The sequence below is a fragment of the Methylobacterium mesophilicum SR1.6/6 genome (genome assembly GCF_000364445.2).
In the GTDB taxonomy this organism is placed as follows: domain Bacteria; phylum Pseudomonadota; class Alphaproteobacteria; order Rhizobiales; family Beijerinckiaceae; genus Methylobacterium; species Methylobacterium mesophilicum_A.
Genome location: NZ_CP043538.1, coordinates 6,452,584 through 6,471,921, shown reverse-complemented (window position 1 = coordinate 6,471,921; position 19,338 = coordinate 6,452,584). Strand labels below are relative to the sequence as shown.

Sequence of the window (19,338 nt, the reverse complement as noted above, 5' to 3'; positions counted from 1 at the left end):
CCGGATCAGGTGCGGTAGTGCGCGTCCGAGCGCACCGCATGGCGCTCCCCGGCGAGGCCGAATACCTGCACGAGTTCAGCGATCGTCTCCGGCCTCTGCAGGCGCCGGTCGGCATAGAGCGTGAACAGCGCTGGCCCACGCATGTAGACCACCCGCCCACGTGGGAACGCTTCATACTCGTGACCCGCGATCGCCGGCGGCAAGCCGCGGCGGCGCAGCGCGGTGGCGCCGAGCCTGCGCCAGGCCTCCCAGACCTCGTGGTGGCCCCGTGGATGGGTGAGGCAGTCGCCGTAGAGTTCCGCTTCCGCCAAGACCGTGCGGTCCGCCACCAGCACGGTGCAGTCACCCTCCGGCACGCTCCAGAAGATGCCGACGCTTGGTAGAGGGTTTGGGATTTCAGGATGATGAGGGCTCGGGCCGGCGGTGTCGCCTGTGGTCATAGCGCGCCCAATCCATAAAGGGACCAAGCTGGCGTCGGGGTGGCGTCGATGATGGCGTTGAGCATGGAACCCGGTCTCGGAAGCTCACGCAGAGCTGATGGAAGGGTTTCCCACGAGGGGCGGGAAAATTTACAGCTGCACGCTAATTTCAGCGCGGCGGACCGACGCACGATCTGCAAAGAGCGCGGTGAGAGGCCACGACGCAGCGGCCGCGAATGCCCAACGTTGGCCGGGTGGTACCTCGGCTGCGCCGACAGGGCGGCAAGGCCAGAACCTGAACATCGACCGATGCCACCTTGGCCTCGTACCCAGCCTGCGCAGGGTCAGAGGACGTCGTCGCTTAGTGCCGGGACGTTTGACCGACGCGGCGCTCGCTGGACCTCAACAGGTTGCGCCGGTCGGCATCGAAGCCCGGCACAGAGGGAGGTTGGGTTCAGCAGGCGTGGCAGACGGTCGACCGCGACCCGATCGATCGGCGATGGCGGGGCTAGAGAACCGCGGGTTCTTAATGGCCGACATGCCGAGGCTGAGATGGCCACGGATCTCCGCGAACAGTCACGGATACCGGCAGATTTTCCGTATATTTTCCGTACGTCCAGCCGGTGCGCCAACAAATTCGATGCTAAGTGGTTGATTTTGTTGGCGCGCCCTACGGGAATCGAACCCGTGTTTTCGCCGTGAAAGGGCGACGTCCTGGACCGCTAGACGAAGGGCGCACTGGCTGGGCCGGGGTTCTATAGTCGGAGCGCGGGCAGCCGGCAACCGCTCATGCGCGGCGGAACTCACGTTTGACCCTGGGCCGGGTTGAGGCAATGGAGGGACATGCCACAGCTTCCTCCCCGCATGACCCTCGTCCTCGGCGGCGCGCGGTCCGGCAAGAGCGCCTACGCCGAGGGGCTGATCGAATCCTGCCCCGGCCCGTGGCTCTATCTCGCCACCGCGCAGGCTTTCGACGACGAGATGGTGGCCCGCATCGCCCAGCACCGCGCCCGGCGATCCGGGCTTTGGCGCACGCGGGACGTGCCGCTGGCCTTGCCGGAGGCGGTCGCCGCGTCCGAGGGGCCCGTCCTGATCGATTGCCTGACACTCTGGCTCACCAACCTGATCCTGGCGGAGGCTGATCCGGCGGAGGCTGCGGAGCGGCTGAGCGCCGCTTGCGACCGGGCGCCGGGTCCGCTGGTCCTGGTCGGCAACGAGGTCGGACTCGGGATCGTGCCGGACAATGCCCTCGCTCGCCGCTTCCGCGACGAGGCCGGCCGCCTGCACCAGCGGCTCGCCGCCCGGGCCGACCGGGTCGTTCTCACCGTGGCGGGCCTGCCGCTGGTCGTGAAGCCGCAGTCCCTCACCCCAGGAGCCCCCGCATGAGCGACGATGCCGCGCGCCACCGCGCCAAGATGGAGAAGCGCAAGGCCGTGCAGGACGCCGAGGTGGCGGGCAAGACCATCGAGAAGGGTCTGCTCCTCGTCCATACCGGCCCCGGCAAGGGAAAGAGCACGGCGGCTCTGGGGCTGATGCTGCGGGCGCTCGGCCGCGGCTGGCGGGTCGGCATGGTGCAGTTCATCAAGGGCGGCTGGGACACGGGCGAGCGCCACGCCGTGGCGGCCTTCGGCGACCGGGTCGTGTGGCATACCCTCGGGGAGGGATTCACCTGGGAGACGCAGGACAAGGCCCGGGACATCGCCGCCTGCCGCCACGCCTGGGCGGTCGCCGAGGGCTTGATGGCCGATTCCACGATCCGCCTGCTCGTCCTCGACGAGCTGAACATCGCGCTGCGCTACGACTACATCGACCTCGACGCGGTCCTGGCCGCGCTCCGCGCGCGGCGGCCGGACCTGAACGTGGTCGTCACCGGCCGCAACGCCAAGCCGGCCCTGATCGAGGCCGCCGACCTCGTCACCGAGATGGGCAGCGTCAAGCATCACTTCGCCGCCGGCGTGAAGGCGCAGGAAGGAATCGAGTTCTGAGCGCGCCGCGGGCGAAGGCCCTGATGATCCAGGGCACCGGCTCCGATGTCGGCAAGTCGCTGCTCGTGGCGGGGCTGGCGCGCGCCTTCACGGAGCGGGGCTTGCGGGTGCGGCCGTTCAAGCCGCAGAACATGTCGAACAACGCCGCCGTCACCGCGGACGGCGGCGAGATCGGCCGGGCGCAGGCACTCCAGGCCCGGGCCGCCCGGGTGGCGCCCTCGGTCCACATGAACCCCGTGCTGCTGAAGCCACAGAGCGAGGTCGGCTCCCAGGTGGTGGTGCAGGGCCGGATGGTCGCCACCGTGAAGGCGCGCGACTACCAGGCCTGGAAGCCCCGGCTCCTGTCCGCCGTCCTCGACAGCTTCGACCGCCTCGCCGCGGAGGCCGATCTGTTGCTCGTGGAGGGCGCGGGCTCGGCCTCCGAGGTGAACCTGCGCGCGGGCGACATCGCCAATATGGGCTTCGCCCGGGCCACCGACACGCCGGTGGTGCTGGTGGGCGACATCGACCGGGGCGGGGTGATCGCCAGCCTCGTCGGCACCAGGGCGGTGATCGCGCCGGAGGATTCCGCGCTGGTCGCCGGCTTCATCGTCAACCGGTTCCGCGGCGATCCGAGCCTGTTCGCCGACGGTCTGCGGCTGATCGCCGAGCACACCGGCTGGGCGGCGCTCGGCCTCGTGCCGCACTTCCCCGACGCCGCGCGCCTGCCGGCCGAGGACGTGCTGGGACTGGCGGGCTCCGGGCCGCGCGAGAACGGGGCCGTCACGGTGGCGGTGCCGGTGCTGCCGCGCATCGCCAATTTCGACGACCTCGACCCGCTGCGGGCGGAGCCCGGAATCTCCGTCGTTCTGGTTCGGCCCGGCACACCGATCCCCGCCGCGGCCGCCCTGGTGCTCCTGCCGGGCTCCAAGACCACGATCGACGACCTGGAGGCGTTCCGCGAACAGGGCTGGGACATCGACCTGCGCGCCCATGTCCGCCGGGGCGGGCGCGTGCTCGGGCTCTGCGGCGGCTACCAGATGCTCGGACACAGCCTCGCCGACCCGCACGGGATCGAGGGGGCGCCCCGGACGGTGCCGGGCCTCGGTCTCCTCGCCGTCGACACCGTGATGACGCCGGACAAGCGCCTCGCCGCCGTCACCGGCACGAGCCTGCCGGACGGCGTGCCGTTCGCCGGCTACGAGATGCATATCGGCGCGACGGACGGCCCCGACGCGGCCCGGCCGCTGCTGCGGCTCGCCGACGGGCGCCTGGACGGCGCGGTCTCGGCGGACGGGCGCGTGGCCGGGACCTACGTCCACGGCCTGTTCGCGCAGGATGCCCAGCGGGCGGCGTGGCTCGCGCGCCTCGGGGCGGCGTCGGACGGCGCGGGCTACGAGGCCGGGGTCGAGGCGGCGCTGGACGGACTCGCGCGACACATCGCGGCTCATGTCGACTGCGACCGTCTCCTGGCGCTTGCCCGATAGGCCGGCGCCGCGCCAGGAATTCCTCCCTGTCCTGCCGGTCCCGCCACGAAGGGCCGCACGCGCTCGGAGGAACGCTCCATGCCGCCCACGCAATCGCCCGTCGAGGGGGATCTCGCCGAGAGCACCGTCCGCACGGTGACGCTGCGGCTGATGCCGCTCCTCGGCCTGCTCTACCTGATCGCCTATATCGACCGGCAGAACGTCTCCTACGCCAAGCTGGAGATGGTCGGCAGCCTGGGCCTCAGCGAGACCGCCTACGGGCTCGGGGCGTCGCTGTTCTTCCTCGGCTACTTCCTGTTCGAGGTGCCGGCCAACGTCTTCCTCGAGCGGGTCGGAGCGCGGCTCTGGTTCGCCCGGATCATGATCACCTGGGGGATCGTCACGGTGCTCCTCGGCTTCACGCAGGGCACGGCGATGTTCTACGTGCTGCGCTTCCTGCTCGGCGCCGCCGAGGCCGGCTTCTTCCCCGGCGTGCTGTTCGCGCTGACCCTCTGGTTCCCGCAGGCACACCGGGCGCGGATGATCGGCTGGTTCATGATCGCCAGCGCGATCGCCAACGCGGTCGGCGCCGCTGTGGGCGGGGCTCTGCTCGGACTCGACGGGCTCCTCGGCCTTCAGGGCTGGCAGTGGGTGTTCCTGGCCACCGGCGCGCCGGCGATCCTCATGGCCGCGGTGGTGCTGGTGGTCCTCCCCGACGGGCCCGAGAGCGCCCCTTGGCTGTCGCAGGCCCAGCGCGACTGGCTCGCCCGCACGCTCCGGGCCGAGCGGGAGGAGGGCGGCCATGTCGATCACAGCAACCCGTTCGCCGCGCTCCTCGACCGGCGGGTGCTGATGCTCGCCGGCGTCTACATCTCCCTGCCGCTCGCCGCCTACGGGCTCGGCTACTGGCTCCCCACCGTGGTGAAGGGATTCGGCGTCTCGAACCTCACCAACGGCTTCCTCAACATCATCCCCTGGATGGCGACGGCCTTCGCCCTGTGGTGGGTCCCGCGCCACGCGGCCCGCACCGGCGCGCAGGGCACGGCGCTCACGTGGCACGTGGTCGGGCCGGCGCTGGTCGGCGCGGCCGGCCTGGCGCTCTCCGTGATCCTGCCGGGCAACGCGGTGAAGTTCGCCTGCCTGTGCGTGGCGGCGGCCGGGACCTTCTCGGCGCAGCCGGTCTTCTGGTCGGTGCCGGGGACCTTCCTGCGCGGCGCCACGGCGGCCGCCGGGATCGCGGCGATCAACTCGGTGGGCAATCTCGGCGGCTTCGTCGCTCAGAACGCCGTGCCCTTCATCCGCGACCAGACCAAGAGCGACCTCGTGCCGATGCTGTTCCTGTCGGCCTGCCTCGCTGTGGGCGCCGGCCTGATGTTCGTGGTGCTGTCCGTCCTGCGTCGGGACGCCGCGAAGCGGGCTGCCCCGGCGGTGGTGCGACCGGCCTGAACGGGGGCCGGCTTCGTGCGTTATCCTTCCTCAAGCCGGACGGACCGGCACGATGATGCAAACCCGCAGGCCCGCGGGCCATCGTCGAGGAGGGTACCGCGATGAGCCAGGGATTCCCGCTGATGATCCTCGCCTTCGGCACGCTCGGCGGCATCTGGTTCCTGGCCGCCGCGGCCCGGAAGCAGGTCGCCGACGCGAAGGGGAGCCCGGAGCGCTCCAGCGTCATCCACCACCACGGCGGTGAGCCCCGGCCGAACATGCAGGGCACCGAGCACTGAGCGCCCGCTTGACCCGGATCTTGGGTTTCCAAACGGCTTCAGCCCTTTGGTGGGTTGTCAGGGCAGAGCCCTAGCGGACCCCGGGGCTCTGCCCTGGACCCGCGAAAGGTCTCGGCCTTTCGAGACCGTGATTCGACCGCCCTCAGTCGGCGGCGATCCGCCGGCAATGGTCGAGGGCGGCGCCGATCAGGTTGTCGCTGGCCTCGGGCGTGCGGAACGCGGAATGTGCCGAGAGGGTGACGTTCGGCAGGCCGGCCAGCGGGTGATCCGCCGGCAGGGGCTCGACCGTGAACACGTCGAGCCCGGCTTGCGCCACGTGCCCACGGCGCAGGGCCGCCACCAGGGCGTCCTCGTCGATCACCGCGCCCCGGGCGGTGTTGACCAGGAGGACGCCGGGCTTCATCGCGGCGATGCGCGCGGCGGAGAGGAAGCCGCGGGTCTCGTCGGTGAGGAGCAGGTGGAGCGAGACCACGTCGCTCTCGGCGAGCAGCTGGTCCAGGGGCACGAAGGTGACGCCCGGATGCGCCTTCGGCGTGCGATTCCAGGCGAGCACCCGCATGCCGATGCCTCCGCAGAGCCGCGCCAACTCGGCCGCGATCCCGCCGAAGCCCACGAGGCCGACGGTCTTGCCGGTGAGCTGGATCGCCTCCCGGCGCAGCCATGTCCCGGCGCGCATGGCCCGGTCCATCTCGGGCAGGCCCCGGGCGGCCGCCCACATCAGCGCGAAGGCGCATTCGGCGACCGCCGTGTCGCCGTAGCCCTTGATCGTGTGGACCGCGACGCCGCGTTCGGCCGCGAGCGCCTCCGGGTCCATGTAGCTGCGCGCGCCGGTGCCGAGGAACACCACGTGCTTCAGCCCTTCGCAGGCGCGGGCCACGGCGAGGGGGAGGGCGGTGTGGTCGATCACCGCGATCTCGGCCCCGGCCAGGATTCCCGGCAGGTCCTCCGGGGCGATGGCCGGATCCGGGTGGATGGCGAAGGGCGGATCGTCCGGGCGCAGCAGGCGCCTCGCCACTGCCGCCAGGGTTTCGCTCGCATCCACGAACACCGCGCGCATCGGCTTCCTTCCTGTCCCGGTCGCCCACGATGCGTCCGGAGCGGAGGCCTGCCAAGCCCTGGCTTTGACGGCGCGGTTCAGTCGGCCAGGGCCAGACAGAGGACGAGGAGAGCGAGGACCAGCCCGCCCTGGAGCCAGCAGGCCGTGCGGTAGAGCGTCAGCGCCCGGGCGATGTCGTCCGCCGTGGCCTCGGCCCGGCCGTCGCCCATATGGGCGTCCGGGACGAGGGTGCCGTCGTAGACCCGCGGACCGGCGAGCCGGAGTCCGAGCGCCCCCGCCATGGCGGCTTCCGGCCAGCCGGCATTGGGCGAGCGGTGGCGGCGCGCGTCCCGAACCATCGCCCGGAGCGCACCGCGCGCATCCGCACCGCGCAGGGCCGCCGCCCCGGCGATCAGCAGGCCCGCGAGCCGGGAGGCCGGCAGGTTCACGCCGTCGTCGAGCCGGGCCGCCGCCCAGCCGAAGTCTTCGTAGCGCGGGCTGCGGTGGCCGATCATGCTGTCGGCGGTGTTGATCGCCTTGTAGAGCGCGCCGCCCGGGAGACCGAGGCCGCCGATCCAGAAGGCCGGCGCCACGATCCCGTCGGAGAAGTTTTCGGAAAGACTCTCGATGGCGGCGCGGCAGACCGCCGGTTCGTCGAGGCGTTCGGGGTCGCGCCCGACGATCATCGACACCGCCCGGCGCCCCGCCTCCAGGCCGCCGGTCCGCAGGGCCGTCTCCACCGCGGCGACGTGGTCGTGCAGGCTGCGCTGCGCCGGCAGGCTCGCGCAGAGCAGGCCGAGGAGCAGGAGGGCGGGGAGGGGACCGGTGAGTCCCGCGAGCGCGGCGAGGATCCAGGCGCCCGCGCCCACGGCGGCGAGCAGCAGCGCCAGCGCAAGGCAGCCCGCGCGGCGGCGACGGCGCGGCGAGCCGCGGTTGAGGCCGCGCTCCAGGGCGGCGATGAGCCGGCCGATCCAGGTGACAGGATGGCCGAGGGCCCTGTAGAGCGCGTCCGGATAGCCGGCCACCGCCTCGATCCCAAGGGCGAGGATGAGGACGGCGAGCGTGTCGGCGAACGTACCGGGCAGATGGACCATTCGGTGTGGAGTTTTTCCGCGCGGGAGCCCGCCGCGATCGCCCATGGCGGCGATCTGGGCGGGCTTCGAGAAGCCTTTCCCGATGCGCCAAAACCCTGGCTCGACCTCTCGACGGGGATCAACCCGGTCCCGTATCCCGTGCCGCCCGTGGAGGCCAGCGCCTGGACGCGGCTGCCCGAGGCCGCCGAGGTCCGGGCCCTCCGGGAGGCGGCCGCCCTGGCCTACGGGGCACCGGACGCGGCCCATGTGGTGCCTGCCCCCGGCACACAGATCCTGATCGAGACCCTGCCCCGGCTCCTGGCGCCGACCCGGGTGGCGGTCCTCGGGCCCACCTATGCCGAGCACGCCGCCGCCTGGGCCCGGGCCGGGCACGCGGTGGCGGAGGTTCCGAGCGTCGACGCCCTCGGCGACGCCCGGGTGGCGGTGATCGTCGATCCCAACAACCCGGACGGGCGGACGTTTCCGCTCGCCGCGCGCCGCGCCCTGGCCGAGGCCCTGCAGGCCCGCGGTGGCCTGCTTGTGGCCGACGAGGCCTTCGCGGATCTGGAGCCGGTGGCGAGCCTGTGCCAGCATGTGGCCCCCGGCCTCGTGGTCCTGCGCTCCTTCGGCAAGACCTACGGGCTCGCCGGCCTGCGCCTCGGCTTCGCGGTCGCGGATCCCGGTACGGCAATGCGGCTCGCCGAGGCCCTCGGGCCCTGGGCAGTGTCGGGCCCGGCCCTGGCGATCGGGTGCGCGGCCCTGTCGGATGCGGGCTGGCGCGCGGAGGCGGCCCGCGCCCGGGCGGCGGACGCGGGCCGCCTCGACCGGATGATCGTGCGGGGCGGCGGCCGGATCGTCGGCGGCACCAGCCTGTTCCGGACCGCCGATTTTTCGGATGGGCCGGATCTCTACCGGCGGCTCGCGGCGGCGGGGATCGCGGTGCGCCGCTTCGCGGAGCGCCCGGAGCGTCTGCGCTTCGGCCTGCCGGCGGGGAAGGCGGCGTGGTGCCGGCTGTCTCGGGTTCTCAGGTAGACCGCACACCCGGCGGATGCGGGTCGCGGGCCGCCACGATCACGGCCAGCGCCGAGAAGGCGAGCCCCACCGCGCAGACGCCCGGCCAGCCGACCAGCAGGAAGGCCTGCGAGCCGGCATAGGCGCCGAGTGCCCCGAACACGAACAGGGTCGTGAACAGCACGGTGTTGATGCGGCCCCGCGCCCCCGGAACCAGCGCGTAGGCCCGGGTCTGGTTGGCGATGAGCGCGCCGTTCATGCCGATGTCGATGAGCAGCACCCCGAGCGCCACCGCGACGAGCGACCACGTGCCCCCGGCCCACAGGATCCCGAACGACAGGGCGACCATCAGGCTGCCGCCGAGCACGACGGGCTTGGCCCCCCGCCGGTCGGTGAAGCGGCCCGAGATGGGGGCCACGAAGGCGCCGCAGACGCCGATCACCCCGAACAGGCCCGCCCCGGCGGCGGAGAGCCCGAAGGGCGGCCCCTCCACCAGCAGCGCCAGCGTCGCCCAGAAGGCGTTGAAGCCCGCGAACAGCAGCGCCTGCGACAGGCTCGCCGTGCGCAGGACCGGCTGCGTGCGCGCGAGATGCAGGATCGACAGCATCAGGGCGCGGTAGCGCAGGGGGTGCGTCTGCACCGTGTGCGGCAGGGTGGCCCGCGCGATGCCCGCCATGGCGAGCGCCAGGACAGACGCGACGAGGAAGACCGGCCGCCAGCCGAGATGGGCGCCCAGGAACCCGCTCGCCGTCCGGGCGAGCAGGATGCCGGTCAGGAGCCCGGTCATGACCTGACCGACGATCCGCCCGCGGCTCGCGTCGGGTGCGAGCTCGGCCGCGAACGGCACCGCCTGCTGCGCCGCGCACGACAGCACGCCGACCACCAGATGGGCCAGCGCGAGGCTGGCGAGGTTCGGGGCGAGGCCCACGGCGAGCAAGGCCAGGGCGAGGCCGAGGCACTGCCCCACGATCAGGGCGCGGCGCGGCAGCGCGTCGCCGAGCGGCACGAGTCCGACGATGCCGAGCCCGTAGCCGACCAGCGCCGTGGTCGGCACCCACAGGGCGGCGCGGTCGCCGAACTCGGCGACGATCAGGCCGAGCAGGGGCTGGTTGTAGTAGATGTTGGCCACGGCCCCGCCGGCGATCAGCGTCAGGCCGAGTCTGGCCTTCGCGTCGAGGCTGGCGGTCACGGCTGGGTCGGGGGCAGGCAGACGCGCCGCCGCGGGAGGGCCATGGTCGGGTCCGTGGGTGCGGGGTGAAGATCCGGCCGGAGCGATACGGGGAGAGCGCGCCGCACGGCAAGCGGCGGCGCTGCATCCCTGCCGGCACCCGCCATCACGCCGCAGGCCCTTCACCGGAGCCGGCAGCGCACCATATGCAATCGACATTGTCCGCGCCGCCGGCACACGCGTGGTCCCACCCGTGGTGCACGCGCGGGTGCCGTAAGGCACAGAATCCGGACCTCGAGGCCGGTAGGCTTCCGCACCGGATTACGAACGAGAGGGCGGTTTCGTTCCGTGCGGACACGTCCGGAACCGCCACAGCAGGGAGTACGGGATGCCGAACTACCGCGTCGACTTCGCCAAGGAGATCCTCGGGGTTCCTTTCACGGTCGGGTCCGTCGAGATCACCCGGGCCCGAGATTCCGGACGCGCCCGCCGTGCGGCCGAGCTCCGCTTCGCCCGCCAGCACGGCGTCGGCGACTGGCGGGAGCGGGCCGATCTCGCCACCGTGGCCGAGCGGCTCTGACCCGACGCTGGTCCGACCCGGACCCGGCCGTCACACAACCTTCGCGCCACGACCGCAGGCTGGGAGCCGTCATCCGGGACCGGCCAAGCTCTGGTCGCAGCGGCCGCATCGCCGTAGAGTGACGGCAGGATCGGGAGCGAGATCCATCCCCGCGGCGGGAACGATGGCTCCCGGCCCTGCGCGCGCCCGACCGACGAGCCGGCGTCGGGGGCCCGGAAGCGCGCCAAGTCCGGTCCGGCGGGGTCAGTGCGAAGGTCATGGCGGCGATCTCCTTCTTCGGCGACCTGCTTCAGACCATTAGCGAGCGCGGCCGCGACCTGATCGGGATCGCCCGCGGCGATATCGCGTCCCGGGCGAGCGCCGGAGACCTCGTCAAGCTGTGCGAGGACCTGATCTCCCGGCGCGGCGAGGCCTCCGGCGTGGCGCTGGCCCGCCTGATCCTCGACCGCTACGCCAGCTTCGGCCAAGCGGAGCGCCACGCCTTCCTGCGGGCCATCGCCCTCGACTTCGACGCCGACCATGCCGCCGTCGACGAGGCGATCGCCGCCTACCGCGCCGATCCGTCCCGCGCCCGCCTGGGCAGCCTGCACGAGGCCGCCGAGCCGCGCAGCCAGGAGTTGATCCGGCGCCTTAACCTCGCCCGCGGCGGCACGCTCAGCCTCGTGCGGATGCGCGAGGACCTGCTCGACCTGCGGCGGACGCTCCGGGGCGGCGACCCGGCCGAGCCCGCCCTGCTCGACGCGGTCGACAGCCTCGACTGCGACTTCGAGCACCTGTTCGCCTCGTGGTTCAACCGCGGCTTCCTGGTGCTGCGCCACATCGACTGGACCACGCCGGCCCACATCCTGGAGAAGATCATCCGCTACGAGGCGGTGCACGCCATCGCCGACTGGGACGACCTGCGCGCCCGGATCGAGCCGCCGGACCGGCGCTGCTTCGCGTTCTTCCACCCGGCGCTCGCCGACGAGCCGCTGATCTTCGTGGAGGTGGCGCTCACCGACCAGATCGCGCCGGCGATCGCCCCGATCCTGTCACAGGCGCGCAAGCCCCTGCAGCCGCAGGCGGCCACCACGGCGATCTTCTACTCGATCTCGAACTGCCAGAAGGGGCTCGCCGGCGTCACCTTCGGCAACTTCCTGATCAAGCAGGTGGTCGAGGATCTCACCCGCGAGATTCCGACGCTCAAGACCTTCGTGACGCTCTCGCCGGTGCCGGGCTTCGCCGCGTGGCTCGCTCGGGAGCGACGGGCCGACAGCCCGCAGGGCCTCCTGCCCGAGGATGTCGAGACCCTGCGGGCACTGGACGATCCGGACTGGGCCGCCGACAAGGCCCGCGCCGAGACCGTGCGGCGGGCGCTGATCCCGGCGGCGGCCGCCTACTTCCTGCGCGCCAAGAACGAGCGCGGGCGCCCCCTCGACCCGGTGGCCCGGTTCCACCTCGGCAACGGCGCGCGCCTCGACCGGATCAACTTCCTGGGCGACACCTCGAAGAAAGGGCTGGCGCAGTCCCACGGCCTGATGGTCAACTACCTGTACGACCTCGCCGCCATCGAGCGGAATCACGAGACCTACGCCAATCTCGGAACCGTGGTGGCGGCCCCAGCGGTGACCCGGGAGCTGCGCGCCAAGCTGCCGCCGCCCCGGGCCGTCGTGGTGCTCGCCGAGGCGTAGGACCGGAACCCCGTCCTTGCGAGCGCAGCGAAGCAAGCCGGGTGCGCGACCTCGGTGAGCGCGGCACCGGCCGGATCGCCTCGCTGCGCGCAGAGACGGTTCATGGCTGGATCATGAGAGCTTCGCGTTCAACCGGGTGGCGAAGGCCAGGGTGATGCGCCGGGCGGCGGCCTCCGCGGCCTCGCCTTCCAGGGGCACCCGGCCGTCGAGGATCAGCGCTGCGAGCCCGTGCACCAGCGACCACGCAGCGAGCGTCAGGTCGGCGGCGGGCATGCCCGGGCCGGCGAGGGCGGCTGCCCGTCGCTCCAGGATTCCGTAGGCCCGCGACGCGTCCGGCTTCCGACAAGGTCGCATGAACATCAGCCGGAACAGGGCCGGTCGGCGTCGGGCGAAGGCCACGTAGGCCGCCCCCTGCGCGGCCAGGGCCTCGCTGCCCGACGCGGCGCTATCGGCCGTCTCCAGCTCCGCGGCGAGATCCTCGAACCCCCGGGCGGCCACCGCTTCGAGGAGATCGTCTTTGCCGGGAAAATGCCGGTAGGGCGCCATCGCCGACACCCCGCAGGCGCGCGCCGCCGCCCGCAACGAGAGCGCCGCCTCGCCACCCGCCTCAAGCAGGTCCAGGGCCGCCGCGACCAGGGCCGCGCGCAGGTCACCGTGATGATAGCTTTTCTCCGGATCCAATGTTGACACCGTAAGCATCACGCGCCAAGTTTACACCGTAAGCAAAGCGCAGGAGGCCGCGCCGTGCAAGCCACTCAGCCATCGTCTCGGCAATCCATCCGGCATGCCACCCGGCAAGCCGCCCCCGCCCGCCGCTCGGTGGACCTGTCCGCCTATCCCGACCTCGTCGTCGTCTATCTCGGCTTCCGCGTGACGCGCTGGCGCGGCCTGCTCGCCCTGATGGGGCTCGGGCGCGGCATCGCCGCCTCGGTGCAGAGCCGGCCGGACGGGCTGCTCGCGCACGAGAACCTGTTCTTCGGGCTGACCCATGTCGGCCTGCGACAGTACTGGCGCGACCTCGAGAGCCTCGAACACTTCACCCGCTCGGAGCCGCACCGCACGTGGTGGCGGGATTTCTCCCGGGATCCCAAGGGCTCCGGCTTCTGGCACGAGGCCTATAGCCGGGGTGGGGTCGAGGCGATCTATGTCGGGATGCCCGCGCCCACCGGACTCGGGCTGTTCGCACCAGAACGCGCCCCCGAAGGCGCCTTCCTGTCCTCGCGGCAGCGGCTGGCCGCCTGAAAGGGCTCGCCGAGAGGGTATTCGGGCGGCTATGGGTGCGCGGGACACACAGCCCGTGATAGCTCAAGCTCACGATGACGAACCACCTCTTCTCCCTGATCCGTGACGGCGTCCGCGATCCCGCCAAGACCGTGATCGAGACGCCCGACGGGCGCCGCTACGCTTACGCGGACCTGATTGCCCGCTCCGGCGCCTACGCGGCGGCCCTGCAGGCGGCGGGCGTCCAGCCGGGCGACCGGGTGGCCGTGCAGGTCGAGAAGAGCCCCGAGGTCATCTTCCTGTATCTCGGCGCGGTCCGGGTCGGCGCCGTGTTCCTGCCGCTCAACACCGCCTACACCCCGGCGGAGATCGGCTATTTCCTGGGCGACGCGGAGCCCACCGTGTTCGTCTGCGATCCGGGCCGGCGCGACGCGCTGGCGGAGGTCGCCGCGAAGGTCCGCCAGATCTGGACCCTCGACGGGTCGGGCGGCGGCAGCGCCGCGGAAGCCGCAAACCGGGCGGCGGACCGGGCCGGGAAGGCGGGCGCCGCCTTCGCCGATGTCCCCCGGGGTCCGGAGGATCTCGCGGCGATCCTCTACACGTCGGGCACGACCGGGCGCTCCAAGGGCGCCATGCTGACCCACGACAACCTCGCATCGAACGCCCGGACGCTGGTGGAGTATTGGCGCTTCACCGCCGACGACGTGCTGATCCACGCCCTGCCGGTGTTCCACACCCACGGCCTGTTCGTGGCGACCAACACGGTGCTGGCGAGCGGCGGCTCCATGCTGTTCCTGCCCCGGCTCGATCCGAGGCTGATCCTGAGCCTGATGCCCCGGGCGACCGTGATGATGGGTGTGCCGACCTTCTACACCCGCCTGCTCAAGGAGCCGGGCCTCACGCCGGAGGCGGCCCGAGGCATGCGCCTGTTCGTGTCGGGCTCGGCGCCGCTGCTCGCCGAGACGCATCGCGAATGGCAGGCCCGCACCGGTCACGCCATCCTCGAGCGCTACGGCATGACCGAGACCAACATGAGCACCTCGAACCCCTACGACGGCGACCGGGTCGCCGGCACGGTGGGCTTCCCGCTGCCAGGGGTGTCGCTGCGGGTGGTCGACCCGGAGGGGGGCGCGGTGCTCGGGCCCGACGCGGTCGGCATGATCGAGGTGAAGGGCCCGAACGTATTCCAGGGCTACTGGCGGATGCCCGAGAAGACCGCGGCCGAGTTCCGCGCGGACGGGTTCTTCATCACCGGCGACCTCGGCAAGGTCGATGCCCGGGGCTACGTCCACATCGTCGGGCGGGGCAAGGACCTGATCATCTCGGGCGGCTTCAACGTCTACCCGAAGGAAGTCGAGACCGAGATCGACGCGTTGCCGGGCGTGGTCGAATCCGCCGTGATCGGGCTGGCGCACCCGGATTTCGGCGAAGCGGTCACCGCCGTGGTGGTGAGCGGGCCTGGCTGCCCCGACGAGGCCGGCGTCCAGGCCGCCCTGGAGGAACGTCTGGCGCGGTTCAAATGCCCCAAGCGCGTCCTGTTCGTGGACGAGCTGCCGCGCAACACCATGGGCAAGGTCCAGAAGAACCTGCTCCGGGAGGCGCATGCGGGGCTGTACCGGGACTGATTCAGGTTCCCGGTCGGTCCATCGGTAAAAGGGTACCGAACCGGGGATCGAAGCCGCACCGTCCTTGCGAGCGGCGCGAAGCGATCCAGCGCGGCGCCACGATTCCGGACGTGGCGCGACCCTGGGTCACTTCGCTCCGCTCGTGATGACGGTGTGGGCGTGACGCGCCTGAACCGAAATCCGGATCAGAGATTATGCTGCGTCCGCTCCCCCTCTGGCGGCTTGTGGCCGTCCGGATCCACCACCTTGCGGGCGGCGGCATTGAGGTTGTCCGGATCCAGGGCGGTCTGGACGAACTCACGCCCGATATTGGTCACCTCGCGGGCGTAGCGCAGGCCCTGGTCGCGCACCTCGTCGGCCCAGGGGCCGATGCTGCGGTCCTCCTGGCGCGTGCGCGGCAGCAGCGCCCCGAGGAGCAGGCCCGCGGCCACGCCGACCACGCCGACGAGGAGCGGGTTGTCGTCCACGAAGCGTTCGACGGCGGTACGGCCGCGGTGCAGCCCGTCGATGCCCTGGCTCGTCAGGTCGTCGAGCGCCCGCATGTTGCGGCGATGCAGGGTGCCAGCCCGCTCGCGGGCGTCGTCGTAGGCCGCGGAGGCGCGGTCGCGCGCCTGGTCGGCCGCGCCGCCGAGGCGGTCGTTGATGTCGTCGGCGAGGTCCGACACGGTCCGGCGCGCCTGCCCGGCGAGGTCGGCGGCGCGGTCGCCCACCGCCCGGACGCCGTCCTTCGCGGCAGAAGCGGCATCATGCGGTGCATCGTGCGAGCCCGTCGCCGCGCCGGGCCGGAGCGGGTCGTGCAGGCCGCGCGGATCGGGCCGGAGGGTGAAGTCGCCCGCGGCCGTGCCGGGCGCGCCTGGATCGCCGAGGCCAGCCGGATCCGGCCGCAGGCTCCGGTCGCCGGCGCCGTGCGGCATCCCCGCCTCGGCGGCGAGCTTCTCGGGGGTGCTGGAAGGGGTAGAGCTGCCGGGCTTGTCGGTCATGACGCTGTCCTCGGATGTCGGTCCCGGCGGCCCGCCTTCGGCGCCGGTCTCCCCGGCTCCAGGCCGGGCGCGTGGAAGTTTCGTCCCGGCCTCGCCCGGACGTCAGATCTCGGTCTTGTCCAGCGGATCGCGGACCGGGCGAACCGTCGGAAGATCGGGGTCGTAGCCGCGGGCCGCGCCGGTGTTCAGGGTGGGCACGCGCGCGGCCGAGACCTCGGTGCGCCGACGCTGGGCGTCCTTCGCCATCCGGTTGAACAGCAGTCCGACGCCCGCCGCGATCAGCAGCACCGGCACGGGATTGCGGCGCACCGCCTCCAGGGCGCTGTCGTAGGTTGTGTTCAGGGCCGGCACCCGCCGGGCATTGCCCAGCATCTCGTCCACGAGGTTCGGCACCGAGAGCCGGCCCTGGATGCGGTCGATCGTGTCGTCGAGCCGGGCTCGGCTCTCCTCGATCTCCTTCTCGAGGTCGTTCATCGTACTCATCCGGACACGCGCTCCGACAGGGCCTGGGCATCCTGGCGGACCTGGCGCGTGGTGCGCGTCGGGGCCAGGGTGGAGAGGGAGAGGACGCTGCGCGCCCACAGGGCCATCCCGAGGGCGAGGACCAGCAGCACGCCGCCGACGATCAGAGCTGAGAGCCACTCGGAGCCGACGATCGTGGCGAGCCACTTCACGAAGGCACCGATCAGGACCAGCAGGGCGACCACGGCGAACACCGCCGAGCCGACCATGCAGGCGAGCCCGACGATGAGCTGGCGGAGGTTGCCGGCCATCTCGGCCCGGAACAGCGCGATCTCCTTGCGGGCGAGCTCGTTGGTCTCCCGGAGAGCGTCGCCAATCAGGCTCTGGATGCTGGAGGCGCCGTTGGCGGCGCCCGCCTGGCGGGGATCAGGACCCTGGGCCATGGCGTCAGGCCCGGAAGCTGTCGCGGGCGTCGCCGTCCGGCGCCTCGGGCGGCAGGCTCGACGACTTGATGAAGCGGGCGGCGATCAGGCCGGCCACGAAGGTGCCCACCGCCACCGCCACCGGCGCGCGGCGCGCGAAGGACTCGGCCTCGCTGTAGAAGTCGCCGAGGCTGCGTCGCTCGATCGAGGTGCCGAGCTGCTCCAGGCCGTCGGCGGCGCTGTCGAAGAAGGCGCGCACGTTCGGCTTGTCGCCGAGGTCGCGGCCGGAATTGCGGATCGTCTGGGCGAGGTCGTGGACCGACTGCGCCGCGTCGCTCTTGCGCTGCTCGACATAGCTCTGCGCCTGCAGGCGCGCCGCGTCGATGAGCCCCCGCCCGCGCTCGGCCGCCACATCGGCCAGCCCCTCGACATCGCCCTGCAGGGCGCGCCACTGGGCGCGCTCGTCCGCGGCCCCGTGCGACGCCTGATGCGAGGTCTCGTGGAGCGGATCCGCGAGCGGGTCCTTGGGTGCGTCCTGCGGGAACTCGTTGCCGGCCATGTCGAAAACACTCCTCGCGACGCAGGGTGGGCGCCGCTTGCGGCGACCGCGGCCCCCGCGATGGCTGAGTAACCGATTGGGCACTCACCGGTTCCGGCACCGTTTGCGCTGCCGGCGCGGGCTGCGCGCTGCCTGGGCTTCTTTCCCGGATGCCTGCACCCGGCTCCATCTTGGCGCGGCGCTCAGGCGGCGCTCAGTCTGCGTTCAGACACTGTCTGGCAGAACCGCCACGCTTGCACAACGCGCCCGAAATCGCCGGCCAGTAACCTCCGGCGGCCGGGGCGCGTGACGCAGCGCGGGAACGGAGCGATCGCCCTGTCCTGGAAGGGCGCCGCCTCGACTTGACCCGCGCCCGGCTTCACGCTTGGGTTGCCCCAACTTGGGCTGCCCACTCGGGTTGCCCTAAGAAACAACAAAGGATCGCGCAGGACCCCCGCGCGTTCTGACATATAGTTGATGTCCCGATGCAGGCGCGGCGAGATCCCGACTCGACCCGCGCCCCTGATCCGGAGCCGACCCGCGTGGCACGCCTTGTGATCGTATCGAACCGCGTCGCCGTCCCGGAAGAGGGCGGCAAGGCGGTGGCGGCGGGCGGCCTGGCCGTCGCGGTCAAGGAGGCCTTCACGGCCTACGAGGGATTGTGGTTCGGCTGGAGCGGCACGATCACGGAGGAGCCCTCCGAGGAGCCGACGCTGATCGACCGGGGCCGGGTCCAGTACGCCGTCGTCGACCTCTCGCCGCAGGACCACCTGGAGTACTACGCCGGCTTCGCGAATCGGGCCCTGTGGCCGATCATGCATTACCGGCTCGGTCTCGGCGCGTTCTCGCGCTCGGACTATGCCGGCTACAGCCGCGTGAACCGGACCTTCGCCCGCGCCCTCGCCAAGCTGGTGGAGCCCGACGACATCATCTGGGTTCACGACTATCACCTGCTGCCGCTCGCGGCCGAGCTGCGCGGCCTCGGGCTCGACAACCCGATCGGCTACTTCCACCACATCCCCTGGCCCGCCGCCGACGTGTTCAACTCGCTGCCGGCGAGCACCGAACTGCTGCGCGCCATCGTCGACTACGACCTGATCGGCCTGCAGACCGAGGCCGACGTCCAGAACCTCCAGCGCAACCTCGTCGATACCCAGCGGGCGATCCCGCTGGGCGGCGGCTCGCTGATGGTCGACGGCCGCCGCACCCGGATCCGCGCCTTCCCGATCGGCATCGACGTGGCGGGCTTCAAGGAGGCCGCCGAGAAGGCCAACGCCAACAAGGTCGTGCGCGAGACCATGGCGGGCCTGCGCACCCGCAAGCTGCTGATCGGCGTCGACCGGCTCGACTACTCGAAGGGCGTGCCCGAGCGGATGGAGGCGGTGGAGAGCTTCTTCGCCTCGAACCCAGACCAGCGCGGCAACGTCACCTACATCCAGATCACGCCCAAATCCCGCAGCGAGGTTCCGGAATATGAGCAACTCGCCCGCGAGGTGAACGAGAAGGTCGGCGAGATCAACGGGTCGCTCGGCGACCCCGCTTGGACGCCGATCCAGTACATCACCAAGGCTTATCCGCGCCCCGTGCTCGCCGGCCTGTACCGGGCGGCCCGGGTCGGGCTCGTCACGCCGATGCGCGACGGCATGAACCTCGTCGCCAAGGAATACGTGGTCGCGCAGGCTGAGGACGATCCGGGCGTGCTGGTCCTGTCGAAATTCGCCGGCGCCGCCCGGCAGCTGCCCGAGGCGCTGCTGATCAACCCCTACGACAAGTTCGAGGTGGCGGAGGCGATCCGGGCCGCGCTCTACATGCCGAAGGCGGAGCGGCTGGCGCGCTGGAAGCCGATGGTCGAGCGCATGACCCGCGAGGACGTCGATTGGTGGGCGCGCAACTTCCTGGCGGAGCTAGAGAATTTCCGCACGGTCGAGCGTGAGCCCCCGACCACGACGGCGGCGGCGGCCGAATAGCCGGCTCCGTCC

Annotated in this window: 20 protein-coding genes and 1 tRNA gene; 11 read left to right on the top strand and 10 right to left on the bottom strand. The window is 71.9% G+C overall.

Going from position 1 to position 19,338, the window contains the following annotated elements; translation table 11 throughout:
* Positions 1-5: 5 nt before the first annotated feature.
* Entirely contained in the window at positions 6-440 is a 435-nt protein-coding gene (locus MMSR116_RS30810; protein ID WP_010687014.1) for a hypothetical protein, read from the bottom strand.
* A gap of 640 nt (positions 441-1,080) precedes the next feature.
* A tRNA-Glu gene (locus MMSR116_RS30805) sits at positions 1,081-1,156 on the bottom strand.
* Positions 1,157-1,262: 106 nt separating this feature from the next.
* On the opposite strand from MMSR116_RS30805, the gene cobU reads away from it, so the two are divergent.
* The 5 genes from cobU to MMSR116_RS31530 all read left to right on the top strand — a co-directional run bounded on the left by cobU (position 1,263) and on the right by MMSR116_RS31530 (position 5,573).
* Positions 1,263-1,805, top strand: a complete 543-nt coding sequence (gene cobU / locus MMSR116_RS30800) for a bifunctional adenosylcobinamide kinase/adenosylcobinamide-phosphate guanylyltransferase (RefSeq protein ID WP_191991858.1) — start codon at positions 1,263-1,265, stop codon at positions 1,803-1,805.
* Entirely contained in the window at positions 1,802-2,404 is a 603-nt protein-coding gene (gene cobO, locus MMSR116_RS30795; RefSeq protein WP_010687016.1) for a cob(I)yrinic acid a,c-diamide adenosyltransferase, read from the top strand. Before cobU ends, cobO begins: the two co-directional genes overlap by 4 nt.
* A 23-nt stretch (positions 2,405-2,427) precedes the next feature.
* A complete protein-coding gene (locus MMSR116_RS30790) occupies positions 2,428-3,870 on the top strand; it encodes a cobyric acid synthase (RefSeq protein ID WP_010687017.1) in 1,443 nt (480 codons plus the stop codon).
* A 78-nt stretch (positions 3,871-3,948) separates the two neighbouring features.
* Positions 3,949-5,295, top strand: coding sequence for an MFS transporter (locus MMSR116_RS30785; protein ID WP_010687018.1), 1,347 nt, complete (start codon positions 3,949-3,951; stop codon positions 5,293-5,295).
* 101 nt (positions 5,296-5,396) lie between these two features.
* Complete coding sequence (locus MMSR116_RS31530) at positions 5,397-5,573, top strand: hypothetical protein (RefSeq protein ID WP_010687019.1); 177 nt, start codon at positions 5,397-5,399, stop codon at positions 5,571-5,573.
* Between the two features lie 142 nt (positions 5,574-5,715).
* Here MMSR116_RS31530 and MMSR116_RS30780 read toward each other — a convergent pair whose 3' ends face one another.
* Both MMSR116_RS30780 and cbiB read right to left on the bottom strand, forming a co-directional pair.
* Entirely contained in the window at positions 5,716-6,630 is a 915-nt protein-coding gene (locus MMSR116_RS30780) for an NAD(P)-dependent oxidoreductase (RefSeq protein WP_010687020.1), read from the bottom strand.
* A gap of 77 nt (positions 6,631-6,707) precedes the next feature.
* Positions 6,708-7,703, bottom strand: coding sequence for an adenosylcobinamide-phosphate synthase CbiB (gene cbiB / locus MMSR116_RS30775; RefSeq protein WP_039894737.1), 996 nt, complete (start codon positions 7,701-7,703; stop codon positions 6,708-6,710).
* Here cbiB and cobD point away from each other — a divergent pair.
* Positions 7,695-8,714: a threonine-phosphate decarboxylase CobD gene (gene cobD / locus MMSR116_RS30770; RefSeq protein WP_039894738.1), complete on the top strand. Its 1,020-nt coding sequence runs from the start codon at positions 7,695-7,697 to the stop codon at positions 8,712-8,714. The genes cbiB and cobD overlap by 9 nt on opposite strands.
* Here cobD and MMSR116_RS30765 read toward each other — a convergent pair.
* Complete coding sequence (locus MMSR116_RS30765; RefSeq protein WP_039894739.1) at positions 8,707-9,882, bottom strand: MFS transporter; 1,176 nt, start codon at positions 9,880-9,882, stop codon at positions 8,707-8,709. The genes cobD and MMSR116_RS30765 overlap by 8 nt on opposite strands.
* A 367-nt stretch (positions 9,883-10,249) precedes the next feature.
* Here MMSR116_RS30765 and MMSR116_RS30760 point away from each other — a divergent pair, with 367 nt between their 5' ends.
* Complete coding sequence (locus MMSR116_RS30760) at positions 10,250-10,441, top strand: hypothetical protein (RefSeq protein ID WP_010687024.1); 192 nt, start codon at positions 10,250-10,252, stop codon at positions 10,439-10,441.
* Positions 10,442-10,698: 257 nt separating this feature from the next.
* The gene (locus tag MMSR116_RS30755) at positions 10,699-12,111 is read left to right on the top strand and encodes a malonyl-CoA decarboxylase (RefSeq protein WP_010687025.1); all 1,413 of its coding nucleotides are present in this window, start codon (positions 10,699-10,701) and stop codon (positions 12,109-12,111) included.
* A gap of 111 nt (positions 12,112-12,222) precedes the next feature.
* On the opposite strand, the gene MMSR116_RS30750 is transcribed toward MMSR116_RS30755, so the two are convergent.
* Positions 12,223-12,810, bottom strand: coding sequence for a TetR/AcrR family transcriptional regulator (locus MMSR116_RS30750; protein WP_010687026.1), 588 nt, complete (start codon positions 12,808-12,810; stop codon positions 12,223-12,225).
* 45 nt (positions 12,811-12,855) lie between these two features.
* Between MMSR116_RS30750 and MMSR116_RS30745 the strand changes: the two genes are divergently transcribed.
* Positions 12,856-13,353, top strand: coding sequence for a monooxygenase family protein (locus MMSR116_RS30745; RefSeq protein WP_010687027.1), 498 nt, complete (start codon positions 12,856-12,858; stop codon positions 13,351-13,353).
* A gap of 74 nt (positions 13,354-13,427) precedes the next feature.
* The gene (locus tag MMSR116_RS30740) at positions 13,428-14,957 is read left to right on the top strand and encodes a malonate--CoA ligase (protein ID WP_010687028.1); all 1,530 of its coding nucleotides are present in this window, start codon (positions 13,428-13,430) and stop codon (positions 14,955-14,957) included.
* A gap of 185 nt (positions 14,958-15,142) precedes the next feature.
* Here MMSR116_RS30740 and MMSR116_RS30735 read toward each other — a convergent pair whose 3' ends face one another.
* From MMSR116_RS30735 to MMSR116_RS30720, 4 genes are all read right to left on the bottom strand, one after another.
* The gene (locus MMSR116_RS30735) at positions 15,143-15,937 is read right to left on the bottom strand and encodes a hypothetical protein (RefSeq protein ID WP_010687029.1); all 795 of its coding nucleotides are present in this window, start codon (positions 15,935-15,937) and stop codon (positions 15,143-15,145) included.
* Between the two features lie 102 nt (positions 15,938-16,039).
* Positions 16,040-16,411 (bottom strand): DUF3618 domain-containing protein, encoded by a 372-nt coding sequence (locus MMSR116_RS30730; RefSeq protein WP_010687030.1) that lies wholly within the window; start codon positions 16,409-16,411, stop codon positions 16,040-16,042.
* Positions 16,412-16,416: 5 nt separating this feature from the next.
* Positions 16,417-16,842, bottom strand: coding sequence for a phage holin family protein (locus MMSR116_RS30725; RefSeq protein WP_010687031.1), 426 nt, complete (start codon positions 16,840-16,842; stop codon positions 16,417-16,419).
* A 4-nt stretch (positions 16,843-16,846) separates the two neighbouring features.
* Positions 16,847-17,380 carry a hypothetical protein gene (locus MMSR116_RS30720; protein ID WP_010687032.1) on the bottom strand — a complete coding sequence of 178 codons (534 nt, stop codon included), beginning with the start codon at positions 17,378-17,380 and terminating at the stop codon, positions 16,847-16,849.
* Positions 17,381-17,901: 521 nt separating this feature from the next.
* On the opposite strand from MMSR116_RS30720, the gene MMSR116_RS30715 reads away from it, so the two are divergent.
* The gene (locus MMSR116_RS30715) at positions 17,902-19,326 is read left to right on the top strand and encodes an alpha,alpha-trehalose-phosphate synthase (UDP-forming) (protein WP_039894761.1); all 1,425 of its coding nucleotides are present in this window, start codon (positions 17,902-17,904) and stop codon (positions 19,324-19,326) included.
* Positions 19,327-19,338 lie beyond the last annotated feature (12 nt).

What these genes read in the sequence shown, in the direction of transcription:
- MMSR116_RS30740 (WP_010687028.1), top strand. Translation starts at nt 13,428, where the DNA reads ATGACGAACCACCTCTTCTCCCTGATCCGTGACGGCGTCCGCGATCCC.
- MMSR116_RS30810 (WP_010687014.1), bottom strand. Translation starts at nt 440, where the DNA reads ATGACCACAGGCGACACCGCCGGCCCGAGCCCTCATCATCCTGAAATC.
- MMSR116_RS30725 (WP_010687031.1), bottom strand. Translation starts at nt 16,842, where the DNA reads ATGGCCCAGGGTCCTGATCCCCGCCAGGCGGGCGCCGCCAACGGCGCC.
- cobO (WP_010687016.1), top strand. Translation starts at nt 1,802, where the DNA reads ATGAGCGACGATGCCGCGCGCCACCGCGCCAAGATGGAGAAGCGCAAG.
- cobD (WP_039894738.1), top strand. Translation starts at nt 7,695, where the DNA reads ATGGACCATTCGGTGTGGAGTTTTTCCGCGCGGGAGCCCGCCGCGATC.
- MMSR116_RS30785 (WP_010687018.1), top strand. Translation starts at nt 3,949, where the DNA reads ATGCCGCCCACGCAATCGCCCGTCGAGGGGGATCTCGCCGAGAGCACC.
- cobU (WP_191991858.1), top strand. Translation starts at nt 1,263, where the DNA reads ATGCCACAGCTTCCTCCCCGCATGACCCTCGTCCTCGGCGGCGCGCGG.
- MMSR116_RS30735 (WP_010687029.1), bottom strand. Translation starts at nt 15,937, where the DNA reads ATGACCGACAAGCCCGGCAGCTCTACCCCTTCCAGCACCCCCGAGAAG.
- MMSR116_RS30780 (WP_010687020.1), bottom strand. Translation starts at nt 6,630, where the DNA reads ATGCGCGCGGTGTTCGTGGATGCGAGCGAAACCCTGGCGGCAGTGGCG.
- MMSR116_RS30755 (WP_010687025.1), top strand. Translation starts at nt 10,699, where the DNA reads ATGGCGGCGATCTCCTTCTTCGGCGACCTGCTTCAGACCATTAGCGAG.
- MMSR116_RS31530 (WP_010687019.1), top strand. Translation starts at nt 5,397, where the DNA reads ATGAGCCAGGGATTCCCGCTGATGATCCTCGCCTTCGGCACGCTCGGC.
- MMSR116_RS30730 (WP_010687030.1), bottom strand. Translation starts at nt 16,411, where the DNA reads ATGAACGACCTCGAGAAGGAGATCGAGGAGAGCCGAGCCCGGCTCGAC.
- MMSR116_RS30790 (WP_010687017.1), top strand. Translation starts at nt 2,428, where the DNA reads ATGATCCAGGGCACCGGCTCCGATGTCGGCAAGTCGCTGCTCGTGGCG.
- MMSR116_RS30760 (WP_010687024.1), top strand. Translation starts at nt 10,250, where the DNA reads ATGCCGAACTACCGCGTCGACTTCGCCAAGGAGATCCTCGGGGTTCCT.
- cbiB (WP_039894737.1), bottom strand. Translation starts at nt 7,703, where the DNA reads ATGGTCCATCTGCCCGGTACGTTCGCCGACACGCTCGCCGTCCTCATC.
- MMSR116_RS30750 (WP_010687026.1), bottom strand. Translation starts at nt 12,810, where the DNA reads ATGCTTACGGTGTCAACATTGGATCCGGAGAAAAGCTATCATCACGGT.
- MMSR116_RS30720 (WP_010687032.1), bottom strand. Translation starts at nt 17,380, where the DNA reads ATGGCCGGCAACGAGTTCCCGCAGGACGCACCCAAGGACCCGCTCGCG.